Origin of the sequence: Kocuria sp. (assembly GCF_030530945.1) — a bacterium.
Lineage (GTDB): Bacteria > Actinomycetota > Actinomycetes > Actinomycetales > Micrococcaceae > Kocuria.
Map to the genome: position 1 here is coordinate 1 of NZ_JAUMTZ010000004.1, position 11,658 is coordinate 11,658.

Genomic DNA, 11,658 nt, shown 5'->3' on the forward strand with positions numbered 1-11,658 from the left:
CTTTGGTATCAACAAACTAGACACACTATTGAGTTGACAAACAACACACCACATCTGAGCCCCTGTCCGGGGCTTCGGATTGGAAGTTTGCGTTGCCGCGATTCGGAAGCTCTTTGCTGTCCTGTTGGCAACTCGACTAGCTTATCCCTTCCGTTTCTGGTTTGCAACCCCGCGTTTCCGCGTTGTTGACCACCAGGTGGACTGGGAGGCTTGCCGACCTGCCGGACCAGCTCTTGGCTGCCTGTCCTTGCGGCGACTCGGAATACATTACACACGCCCGCCGACCTGCGCAAAGCCGGGTCTGAGGCTTCGGACCGTCAGCCTCCAGGGGTCTTGGTGCACCGCCCCCGGCCGCCGACTCGTGAGCCGGGGACGCGCTCCGCGCGCATCACTTGTATGCGGAGATCCCAGTGATGGACTTGCCGATGATGAGGGCCTGCACCGTCTCGGTGCCCTCGTACGTGTGGATGGCCTCGATGTCCGCGAAGTGCCGCGCCACACGGTTCTCCATGAGGATCCCGTTGCCCCCCAGCAGGTCGCGGGCGTTCATGGCCACCTGGCGGGCGGTGCGGGTGGCCGTGTACTTGGCAAGGGAGGCCTGGGGCCCCGTGAGGGTTCCCGCCTCCTCCTTGCGCGCCATGGCCATCACGAGCGTCTGGATCTGGGTGAGCTCGCTGAGCATGCGGGTGAGCCGCTCCTGCACGATCTGCGACGCCGCGAGCGGACGGCCGAACTGGTGCCGCTGCATGGCGTAGTGCACCGCGGTCTCGTAGCACGCCTGGGCGTGCCCCACCGCGGCCCACGCCACCCCGATGCGGGTGGCGAAGAGCACCGCAGAGGTGTCCTTGAAGTTCCGGGCGTGGGGAAGCACGTTCTCGGTGGGCACGAAGACGTTCTCGAGCGTGATCTCGGCCTGGTGGATGGCCCGCAGAGCGAGCTTGGCCTTCATGGTGGTGCCCGTGTACCCCTCGGACTCCTGGGGGACCACGAAGCCGTGGACCGCGCCGTCCTCGTCGCTGCGGGCCCACACCACGGTGATGCCGCCCATGGAGCCGTTGCCGATCCACTTCTTGGCACCGTTGAGCACGTAGCCGCCCTCCACCGGGGTGGCCCTGCTCTCCAGACCGATGGAGTCCGAGCCGTGGGCCGGCTCGGTCAGGGCGAACGCTCCGAGCAGCTTTCCCGTGGCCATGTCCGGCAGCCAGCGCTTCTTCTGCTCCTCACTGCCGCACAGGGCGATGGAGCGCATGGCGAGCCCGCCCTGCACACCGGACACCGTGGAGATGGACCCGTCCCCGCGGGAGAGCTCCATGGCCACCAGTCCCGCCGCGAGCTTGGACATGGGGGGCAGGCCGGGGACGTCCACGCCGTCGCGCAGCAGGTCCAGCTCACCCATGCGCCGCACGAGCTCCAGGTTGTACTCGCCCCGGTCCCAGTACTCGGCGATGACGGGCAGGACGTCCTCCTGGACGAACTGCCGGGCGCGCAGCTGGTAGGCGCGGTCCTCCTCCGAGATGCCGTCGAAGACCCCGGCCTCGTCCGTGGCGAGGGGCTCCGTGAGCGAGTAGTGGGGTTCGAGCGTGCCCGTGGGGAAGTCCTGGGGATCGCTGATGGTGATGCCGGTGGTCTCCGTGCTGTCCTTGGTCATGGCGAATCCTTAGGTCTGGAGTGGGGTTACTGGTCAGCGGCGTCGAAGCGGGATCCCCGGACACGCTCGGTGGCGCCGGTGCGGTCCAGGTACGGGGTGATGCCGCCCAGGTGGAACGGGTAGTTCGCGCCCAGGATCATGCAGAGGTCCACGTCCCGGGCCGTGGCCACCACGCCCTCGTCCAGCATGTGGCCGATCTCCTCCGCCAGCGCGTCCTGCACCCGGGTGAGCAGCTCGCCGTCGGCGCCGTCCCCGGACTGCGCGGCGACGCCGTTCTCCTGGCGTGTGCGCTCCAGCGCCTCGTGGGCTCCGGCGGAGAGGTAGGTCTCGGAGGACTCGCCCCGCGCGGGCAGCGTGTTCTTCAAACCGGCGTCCGCGACGGCGTCGAGCCACGGCGAGAGCGTGAAGCGCTGCGGGTAGGCGTGGTTCATGGTGTGCGTGATGTGCACCAGGACCGCGGGGCCCACGAAGTCCAGCAGCTGCAGCGGGGTCATGGGCAGGCCCATGGGGTCCAGCGCGTGGTCCACGGTTTCCGGGTCTCCCCCGGCGTCCATGGCGCGGCCGATCTCGTCGAACATCCGCGTGAGCACGCGGTTCACCACGAAGCTCGGGGCGTCCTCCACGCGCACCGCGGTGCGGCGCAGCTTGGCGGCGAGGTCGAACGCGGTGGCCAGGGTGGAGTCGTCGGTCTTCTCCCCGGCGACGATCTCGAGCAGCGGGGTGACCTCCACCGGGTTGAACACGTGGAAGCCCACGAGCCGCTCGGGGCGCTTCAGGTCCCTGCCCATGGCGGTGATGGACAGCGAAGAGGTGTTGGTGGCGAGGATGGCGTCCTCGCTGACGACGGGCTCCCACTGCGCGAAGACCTGGCGCTTGACGTCCAGCTCCTCGAACACGGCCTCGATCACGAAGTCCGCGTCCGCGAGGTCCTCCGGGCTTTGGGCGCCGGTGATGAGCGCGCCGAGCTGCTCGGCCTGCTCCGCGCTCATGCGGCCCTTCTCCGCCTGGGCGGTGAAGCGGTCACGGGTGCGCTGGACACCCGTGGCGAGGCGCTCGTCGTCGAGGTCCGTCATGACCACCGGGATGCGGGCGCCCTGCGCGATGAGGGAGGCGAGCTGCCCGGCCATGAGACCGGCGCCGATCACGGCGGCCTTCCTGATCTCCCGCACCGGCGCGTCCGGGACGTTGGCGGCCTGCCTGCTGCGGGCGCTCACGAGCTCGAACGCGTACAGGGACGCACGGGCGGGCTCCGACTGCACGATCTGCTTGAACATCTCGACGGCGGCGGCACCGTTCTCCTCGCGCGTCTCCGTGCGGGCGCGGCCCACGAGCTCGATGGCGGCCACGGGGCCGGGTGCCGCACCGTGCCAGGCTTTCTTGGCCTTCGCGGCGGCCCTCTCCACGGCCGCGTCCCAGGTCTGCGCGTCCTCCGTGGCACGGCGGGGCTCGTGCCGGCCCTCGAGGGCCTCGACCACCCAGCTCTGCCAGGCGGTCTCCCACTGCTCGGAACCGGGAGCGCCGTCCAGGACGGCGTCCACGAGGCCCATCTCCGCGGCCTTCGCGGGGTTGAGGTTCTTGCCGCGCATGGAGTCCGTGACGATCACGTTCAGCGCCGCCTCCGCCCCCACGAGGTGCGGCAGCAGGTACACGCCGCCCCAGCCGGGGAAGAACCCCAGGTGGCACTCGGGCAGGCCCATGGGCGCCTTGCCGGAGGTGGAGAGGCGGTAGTCCGTGTGCAGCGCCAGCTCCAGGCCGCCGCCCAGCGCCACGCCCGTGATGAGCGAGAAGGTGGGGACGTCCATCTCCGCGAGGAGGCCGAAGGCGTCGTGGCCGGAGCCCACGTACTCGTCCGAGGTGCCGCTCAGCTGGGCCGCACGGATCTCCTTGAGGTTGGCGCCGGCGCCGAAGGACTTCTGGTTGCCGGTGACCACCACGGCCTCCACCTGGGAGGTGTCGATGGCGGAGAGCTCCCGCTGGAGCTGCCGCATGGCCTCCGAACCCCAGATCACGAGCCCGTTGGGCGCCGTGGAGTCCAGGGACACCAGGGCGACGGGCTTCTCACGACCCGGCAGCACCGGCCGGGTGACGGTGATGGTCACGGTGGACGGGAAGGACTGTTCGCTCACGCTGCGCTCCTGGGGCTTGCTGAGGGGTGTCGTGCACCACACTGTTCGGGGTTCAGTGTGCCCTGAGACGCAGTCTCGGTCAAGGGATCGCGCGGGCCTCGGAGCCCGGTCCGAACCGGGGCTAGCCGCGCAGCGCCCGGTACACGGAGCGGGCCACGCGCCGCGCCGCGTCCGCCGGGTCAACCCCCTCCGGCAGGACCACCACGATCGGTGCCGACCCCTCGCCCGACGCCGCGGGGTCCTCCCGGTCGAGCGTGGCCGCCGCGGGCAGGCAGGTGACGTCCGCGGCGAACTGCCGGGCGGCGTCGTCCGGGGCCACCCCGAAGACCGCGCACAACCAGGCGACCCGGTCGCTGAGCGAGCCCACGAGCCGCTCCCCGGCGCTCGGGTGGGGGTCGCGCAGCCACGCGCGCAGGAAGGAGTTGTGCACGGCCACCGTGGCAGAGGCCAGGGCCACCGCCGTGACCTCCCGGTCCGGGAAGTCCGGCAGGGAACGGCGCAGGAATGCACGGAAGACGCGTTCGTAGCGCGAGGACATGGCGATCTCGCGGTCCCGCAGGGACTCCACCCGCTGGAGCAGGTCGTGCCGGGCCACCGCGCGGTCCGGGTCCTCCAGCGCGTGCCGGAACACGAGCTGCGCACCCTCCACCAGCCCGCCCTGCGGCGGGAGAGCGGGCCGCTCCAGCAGGAGCTCCAGCCTGTCCAGGGTGGCGGCGTGGTCCGCGAAGACCACGTCCTCCTTGCTGCCGTACTTGCGGAAGAAGGTGGCCCGGCTGATGCCCGCGGTCTGCGCGAGCTGCTCCACCGTGGTCTCCAGGTAGCCGTGGTCCGCGAGCATCCGGATGGAGCGGGTGACCACGTCCTCCGCCGCACCGTGCGACTGCTTCATCCGTGCCTCCTCCGGGCCCTCGGGGTGCCGCCGGGACGAGCGCAGCCGGTGTGAGACGCAGTCGCACGGGACGCGGTGCAGTGGGCCAGGGGAATCAGCCCCCGAATGCCGCGGTGACCTGCCCCGGGACCGCCACCCGCACGGCGTACAGGGATCCCGCGGTGGGCTGGGCGTCGTCCGGCAGGTTCTCCCGCGACGTGGTGATGTAGAGGGTGCGCAGGTCCTCTCCCCCCAGGGCGCACGCGGTGGTCTGCTTCACGCCCACCGTGACCACGGTGTCCAGGGTGCCGTCCGGGAGGTAGCGGTGGATCTGGCCCGCGCCGTTGAGCGCCACCCACACCGCGCCCTCCGAGTCCACGGCGAGCCCGTCCGGGCTGACGCCCACCGAGCCGGGCACGTACTGCTCCCCCGGGTCCACGGCCTCCGCCGCGGCGTGCTCGTCCAGGACGGGAGCCACGAACGTGCGCCTGTTCTCCAGTCCCCTCTCCGCGCTCCAGTCGAAGACCGAGACCTCGTGGGTGGGGGTGTCGTTGTAGTAGGCCAGGGTGCCGTCCGGTGACCAGGCGATGCCGTTGGAGATGCTCACGCCCTCCAGCACCGGCTCCCACGAGAGGTCCGGGGCCACGCGGTACAGGGTGGCCGCGCCCTCGGCCTGGTCGTAGGCCATGGACCCCACGTAGAACGACCCGTCCGGGGCCACGCCGCCCTCGTTCATGCGGATGTCCGGGGACTCCCACAGGGTGATCTCGCGCTCCACGACGCCCTCGGCATCCATGACGAGCACTCCGCGCTCCACCGCGACGATCCGCCCGCCGCCCGTGCGGGGGTACATGCACCCGGCCACGGCCCCCACGTGCTGCCGCCGCGGCTCGTCCTCCGGGGTGAAGGTCAAGACGTCCCCGGCGAGCATGTCCATCCAGGCCAGGCCGGACCACTCCCTGCTCCAGCACGGGCCTTCACCGTGGTAGACCCAGGACGGGGTGATTCTGCGGGCGGTGAGCTGGTTCACGACTGCGGCCTCCTGGGGCTGGTGGGTGCGGAGGGTCCCAGCCTAGGCCGGGGCCGCCACCACCGCACACAGGGCGGGGGACGACGCCACCGGCGCGCCGCACACACGCACGCCGCCCCGGCGAGGTGACCGGGGCGGCGTCGTCGGACCCGGTGCGCGCAACGGCACCGGCGGGAGGTGCAGTGGCTACCGGCGCCCGGCGCCACCCGAGCGGCCCGCTCGCCGAGCCGCGCGGCGCCGCTCCTCCTCCGCCACCGGGGGCTGGACCACCACGGGGTAGGTGCCCGTGAAGCCCTCGCGCTCCGCGGCGATGGCCCGCACGCGGTCGCGCACCAGGAACCACCCGATGACCAGGATGGGGACCACCACGGCCATCGACGCGATGGTGAGCGTGCCGAGCGGGTAGTCGAAGGCGACCAGGACCATCACGCCCACCAGGAACACCATGGTGAGCCAGTTCGTGTACGGCGCGAAGGGGGCGCGGTACGCGGGGCGCTGGTAGAGACCCTGCCCGGCCAGACGCACGAACTTCTGGTGCGGCAGGGTGATGGCCGCCCAGCCCACGAGGATGCCGATCGCGGAGATGTTCAGCACGATGCTGAAGGCCTCCTCCGGCACGAAGTAGTTCAGGACGACGCCCAGCGCACCCACGCCCACGGTGAGCATGATGCCGCCGGCGGGAACGCCCGAACGCGTCATCTTGCCGGTGAACTTGGGCGCGGACCCCGCCATGGCCATGGAGTGGACGATGCGCCCGGTGGAGTACAGCCCGCCGTTGAGCGAGGACAGCGCCGCGGTGATGACCACGAGCTGCATGATGGGGCCGATGCCGTCGATCCCGATGGAGCTGAAGAACGTGACGAACGGGGACTCGTCCGCGGAGTACGCGGTGTAGGGCAGCAGCAGCGTGAGCAGCAGGATGGAGCCCACGTAGAACAGCGCGATGCGCAGGATCACGGTGTTGATGGCCTTGGGGATGGTCTTGCGGGGGTTCTCGGTCTCACCGGCGGTGATGCCCACCAGCTCGATGCCGGAGTACGCGAAGACCACGCCCTGGGAGACCACGAGCGCCGGCAGCAGGCCGCTGGGGAAGATCCCTCCGTTCTCGGTGATCAGCGAGAAGCCCGTGGGCGCCCCGGTGGGGGTCCCGAAGATCACGAACGCGATGCCCACGATCAGGAAGATGACCAGCGCGGAGACCTTGATGACCGCGAACCAGAACTCCATCTCCCCGAAGACCTTCACGGAGATGAGGTTGGTGGCCATCACCAGCACCAGCACCACGGCGGCCAGCAGCCACTGGGGCAGGTCCGCGACGAACTGGCTGTACTGCCCGAACCACTTGATGTAGATGGCCATGGCGGTGGCGTCCACCACCGTGGTGGAGGCCCACGACAGCCAGTACATCCAGCCCACGAAGTACGCGCCCTTCTCCCCGTAGAACTCGCGCGTGTAGGAGACGAAGGAGCCGGACGAGGGCCGGTGCATGACCAGCTCGCCGAGCTGCCGCAGGATGAGGTAGCCGAAGAACCCCGCCACCGCGTACAGCAGGAACAGGGCGGGCCCGGCGTCCGCGAGCCCGCCGCCGGCGCCCAGGAACAGGCCGGTTCCGATGGAGCTGCCGATCGCGATCATGTTGATCTGGCGCGCCGTGAGCCCCTTGCTGTAGCCCTCCTGCTCGGCGGCGTACTGGGTGGCGGACTCGGCGCCGCGGGTGGGCGTCGTGTCGGAGGGGGTCGAGGCCATGCGTGGACACCTTCGGTCGGTACGGGGACTGCGCACGCCGCCGTGGACGGAGGACGCGCACAGGGGAAGCCTAGACGCTGCCCCGGATGTTCGTAACCTGTGGCACACCGGGTGTTCACCGGGTCGGGCGGCGGGGCGACGCCTCCCGGATCGCCGCGCGCCCAGGAACCGGGAGCCGGGCGGTGCCGTCGGCGACGCCGCCCGCGGCCCGTGTGCGCGCCGCGGGCGGCTCCCGACGGCCCGGACTCAGCGGCCCGTGCGCTCCCGGTGCCTGCAGCCGGGCCAGCAGCACGGGCGGCGCTTGCCCTCGTGCATCTCCTCGCCGGTGCGGCGGATGCGGCGGGCCCGGGTCTCGGGCTTCTTGGCGTCCTCCACCCAGCACACGAACTCGTTGCGGCCCAGCGGGGTGAGCCCGCGCCACAGCTCGGCGGTGGCGGGGTCCGCCAGCAGGGACGCCGCGAGGTCCGCGGGCAGCTCGTGGACCACGCCGCCGGGCAGGGCGGCCGCGTCCGTCAGGGGATCGTCCGTGGGCAGGGCCCCCGTCTCAGCGGACACGCTCGCCGCCGATCCACACCTGGCGGACGTCGCGGGACGCCGTGATGTCCCGTGCCGGGTCCGCGCCGAAGAGCACGAGGTCCGCGCGCAGACCCGGTTCCAGGGAGCCCCGGTCCGTGAGGCGGAAGACCCGGGCGGCCGCCGTCGTCGCCGCGTCCAGCGCCTCGGCGGGGGTCAGCCCCGCCGCCACGAGCAGCTCCAGCTCGTGGTGCAGCGAGGAGCCGTGCGGGATCTGGGCGGGGGTGTGCGGGTGCTGGTTGGCGTCAGTGCCGGCGACCACGGGAACGCCCGCGGCGTGGAGTCGACGCACGGTCTCGCGGGCGGCGTCGTAGGTCAGCGTCGGTCCCGGGCGACCGGCGAGCGCCTTGGCCGCCAGTTCGAGCATCGTGAGCGTGGGCGAGGCCACGGTGCCCGCTTCCACCATGCGGGCGGCGGTCTCCTCGGCGACGGGCTGGTCCAGGGGTGCGTGGGTGAGCACGTCCACGCCGGCGTCCAGGCCCATGCCGTAGGCGTGGGAGGTGACCACGTGCGCCACCGTCAGCAGGCCCCGCTCGTGGGCCGCGCGCACCAGGGCGGCGAGGGTCTCCGGTGCGAGCGCCTTCACGTCCGGGATGTGCGGGTCCTCGACGATGATCTTGACGAGGTCCGCGCCGCTGTCCTGGCGCCACTGCACGAACCGCTCGGCGTCCTCGGGGCCGGTCACCGCGCTCTCCTCCGGGAAGCCCAGCACCTCCACCTGCATGCTCCCGGGGGCCGACGCCGCCGATCCCGCGCTGACCACGGAGGTCACCCCGGGGGCGGCCCGCAGCCGCTCCACGAGGGCGTCCGGCTGGGTCCCGAGCTCCACGCACGTGGTGACGCCGGCATCCGTGAGCTGGGACAGCTCCTTCTCCTCCAGCAGGTGCACGTGGGTGTCGATGAGCCCGGGGGACACCACGAGCCCGGTGGCGTCGAGCACGTCGCCGGACGCGGCGGTCCCCGCCTCCCGGACGGCCGCAATGGTCTCCCCCTCGATGACGACGTCCAGGGGGCGGTCCGGCTCCCCCGGGCGGACGACATTGCGCAGAACGGTGGTCATGGTGCGTCTCCTTGCTGGGCGGGCCCGCGCGGGACCCGGTGGTGGGCGGGAGCCGGTGCTCCCTCTCAGGACAGGTCTACACCCCCGCAGGAGGGTCGGGGCCGCGTCACTGCTCCCCCAGCCCCTGTGCCAGTTTGCCCATCAGCTCCCCCAGCCGGGCGACGTCCCCGTCCGTGAGGGACGCGAAGAACAGCTCCTCCACGTCCCGGGCGTGCTGGGGACGCAGGGCCCGGTAGGCGCGGGCGCCCCCGGGTGCGAGCACGGCCTCCCAGCCGCGGCCGTCCCCGCGGGCGGGACGGCGCTCCACCCAGCCCCGCTCGCACAGCACCTTGACCTGGTAGTTCAGCCGGGAGGGCGAGAACACCAGGCGCCGGGCCAGCTCGCCCATCCGCAGGCACTGCCCGGGCGCGCGGTAGAGCAGCACGAGCAGCTGGTACTCCATGAGCGAGCAGCCGTGCGCCTTCAGCCGCTCCTCCACTCGGGCGGTGAGCAGCGCGGTGGTCTCGAAGTAGAGCTGCCACGCGTCCCAGCGCTCGGGCTGGGACGCGTGGCCGTGGTCTGCTGGTGCGGGCATGGGCTCTATCGTCGCACCGCAGCCAGCAGGTCCTCGAAGCTCGGCACGCCGTCGAACTCGTCCTGGACCGCGCGCCGCGGTGCGGCGGGGCCGCCCGGGGACCCCGTGGCGCGGCCGACGGACGACGCCGCCCGCTCACCCGGCAGCCCCAGCATCCCCGCGAGCGCCGCGCCGGCGCGCTCCACGCGCGCCTGGAGGGCGGCGTCCGCCCAGTCCTCCGTGGCCGCGTACACACCGATCGGCAGCGTGAGCGCCTTGAGGTAGCCCATGAGCGGGCGCAGCGCGGTGTCCAGGACCAGGGAATGCCGCGGGGACCCGCCCGTGGCGGCGACCACGGTGGGCAGGTTCTCCAGGGCGCCCTCGTCGAACAGGTCGAAGAACGCCTTGAACAGCCCCGAGTAGCTCGCCTTGTAGGTGGGCGACGCCGCCACCAGCCCGTCCGCGTGCAGCACCGTGTCCAGCGCGTCCTGCACCTGGGCGGGCACCATGCCGGTGAGCATGGCGTCCGTGATCCCGTGGGCAATCTCCCGCAGGGTGACCACCCGCAGCTCCGGCGCGGGGGCGCCGCCGCGCACGGCGGTGTCCCCCGCCGCCTGCGCGACCGCCCGTGCCAGGCGCGTGGTGGACGCGTCTTCTGAGAGTCCCGCGGTCACCACCGCGATGCTGCGGACCTCGGTCATGGTGCTCACTCCTCGTTGCTCGTGGTGCTCGTGGTTGTCCGCGACGGGCCGCTCACGCGGACGCCGCGGCGTCCGCCCTGGCCGCGCGGTCCCTGGCGGCCTGCGAGTCCGGTCCGCCACCGGGGACCGGGTCCTCGCCCGCCAGGTGGCGCGCCACGAGGGACGCGTGGGTCGGGGCCTCCGGCACGTGCGCCGGACGCAGCGCGTCGAACTCCTTGCGCAGCACGGGGAAGACCTCCTCCCCGAGCATGTCCATCTGCTCCAACACGGTCTTCAGCGGCAGACCGGCGTGGTCCACCAGGAACAGCTGACGCTGGTAGTCCCCGGCGTACTCCCGGAAGGACAGCGTGCGCTCGATCACCTGCTGGGGTGAGCCCACCGTGAGCGGGGTCTGCGCCATGAAGTCCTCCAGGGACGGCCCGTGGCCGTACACCGGCGCGTTGTCGAAGTACGGGCGGAACTGCCGCACGGCGTCCTGCGAGTTCTTCGCCATGAACACCTGCCCGCCCAGGCCCACGATCGCCTGGTCCGCCGAGCCGTGGCCGTAGTACTCGTAGCGCTGCCGGTAGAACGCCACCATGCGCTCGGTGTGCTCCTTGTTCCAGAAGATGTTGTTGTGGAAGAACCCGTCACCGTAGTACGCCGCCTGCTCCGGGATCTCCGGGGAGCGGATGGAGCCGTGCCACACGAACGGGGGAACCTCGTCCAGCGGCCGCGGCGTGGACGTGAAGTCCTGCAGCGGGGTGCGGAAGCGGCCCGCGAAGTTCACGCCCTCCTCACGCCACAGCCGGTGCAGCAGCTGGTAGTTCTCCACCGCGAGCGGGATGCCCTGGCGGATGTCCTTGCCGAACCACGGGTAGACCGGGCCGGTGTTGCCGCGCCCCAGCGTGAGGTCCACGCGGCCGTCCGCGAGGTGCTGGGCGTAGGCGTAGTCCTCCGCGATGCGCACCGGGTCCGTGGTGGTGATCAGAGTGGTGGCCGTGGAGAGCTGCAGGCGCTCGGTCTGGGCCGCGACGGCCGCCATGAGCACCGGCGGGTTGGCCGGGGCCACGAACGGGGGGTTGTGGTGCTGGCCGGTGGCGAAGACGTCCATGCCCAGTTCCTCGGCCTTGCGGGCCATGGCCACCGTGGCCTTGATGCGCTCGTTCTCGGTGGGGGCCCTGCCCGTGGTGGGGTCCACGGTGACGTCCCCGATGGTGAAGATGCCCAGTTGCATGGTATTTCCCTCCTCGTGCCGCCCAGCCGAGGGGCTCGGCGGCTTTGTTTCAAATTTGAACTACCCGTGTAATGCTCGGCGCCCCCCAACTATTCCCGGGTGGATTGTTGAACAATTTGCGGTCGATCGGGCATGCT

At 71.6% G+C, this 11,658-nt stretch carries 10 protein-coding genes; all 10 read right to left on the minus strand.

Annotation, left to right across the window (positions count from 1 at the left end):
- Positions 1-388 precede the first annotated feature (388 nt).
- Complete coding sequence (locus Q4A22_RS05140) at positions 389-1,648, minus strand: acyl-CoA dehydrogenase family protein (protein ID WP_303177663.1); 1,260 nt, start codon at positions 1,646-1,648, stop codon at positions 389-391.
- A gap of 26 nt (positions 1,649-1,674) precedes the next feature.
- Complete coding sequence (locus Q4A22_RS05145; protein WP_303177664.1) at positions 1,675-3,774, minus strand: 3-hydroxyacyl-CoA dehydrogenase NAD-binding domain-containing protein; 2,100 nt, start codon at positions 3,772-3,774, stop codon at positions 1,675-1,677.
- Positions 3,775-3,895: 121 nt separating this feature from the next.
- Positions 3,896-4,663, minus strand: a complete 768-nt coding sequence (locus Q4A22_RS05150) for a TetR/AcrR family transcriptional regulator (RefSeq protein ID WP_303177665.1) — start codon at positions 4,661-4,663, stop codon at positions 3,896-3,898.
- Positions 4,664-4,757: 94 nt separating this feature from the next.
- Complete coding sequence (locus Q4A22_RS05155; protein ID WP_303177666.1) at positions 4,758-5,672, minus strand: SMP-30/gluconolactonase/LRE family protein; 915 nt, start codon at positions 5,670-5,672, stop codon at positions 4,758-4,760.
- Positions 5,673-5,858: 186 nt separating this feature from the next.
- Positions 5,859-7,418: an amino acid permease gene (locus Q4A22_RS05160; RefSeq protein WP_303177667.1), complete on the minus strand. Its 1,560-nt coding sequence runs from the start codon at positions 7,416-7,418 to the stop codon at positions 5,859-5,861.
- A gap of 246 nt (positions 7,419-7,664) precedes the next feature.
- Positions 7,665-7,973: a YdeI/OmpD-associated family protein gene (locus Q4A22_RS05165; RefSeq protein ID WP_303177668.1), complete on the minus strand. Its 309-nt coding sequence runs from the start codon at positions 7,971-7,973 to the stop codon at positions 7,665-7,667.
- Positions 7,963-9,051 carry an amidohydrolase family protein gene (locus Q4A22_RS05170; protein WP_303177669.1) on the minus strand — a complete coding sequence of 363 codons (1,089 nt, stop codon included), beginning with the start codon at positions 9,049-9,051 and terminating at the stop codon, positions 7,963-7,965. The genes Q4A22_RS05165 and Q4A22_RS05170 overlap by 11 nt, the downstream gene beginning before the upstream one ends.
- A 106-nt stretch (positions 9,052-9,157) precedes the next feature.
- Positions 9,158-9,625: a MarR family winged helix-turn-helix transcriptional regulator gene (locus Q4A22_RS05175; RefSeq protein ID WP_303177670.1), complete on the minus strand. Its 468-nt coding sequence runs from the start codon at positions 9,623-9,625 to the stop codon at positions 9,158-9,160.
- 5 nt (positions 9,626-9,630) lie between these two features.
- The gene (locus Q4A22_RS05180; protein WP_303177888.1) at positions 9,631-10,305 is read right to left on the minus strand and encodes a CE1759 family FMN reductase; all 675 of its coding nucleotides are present in this window, start codon (positions 10,303-10,305) and stop codon (positions 9,631-9,633) included.
- Between the two features lie 52 nt (positions 10,306-10,357).
- A complete protein-coding gene (locus Q4A22_RS05185) occupies positions 10,358-11,521 on the minus strand; it encodes an LLM class flavin-dependent oxidoreductase (RefSeq protein ID WP_303177671.1) in 1,164 nt (387 codons plus the stop codon).
- Positions 11,522-11,658: the final 137 nt, after the last annotated feature.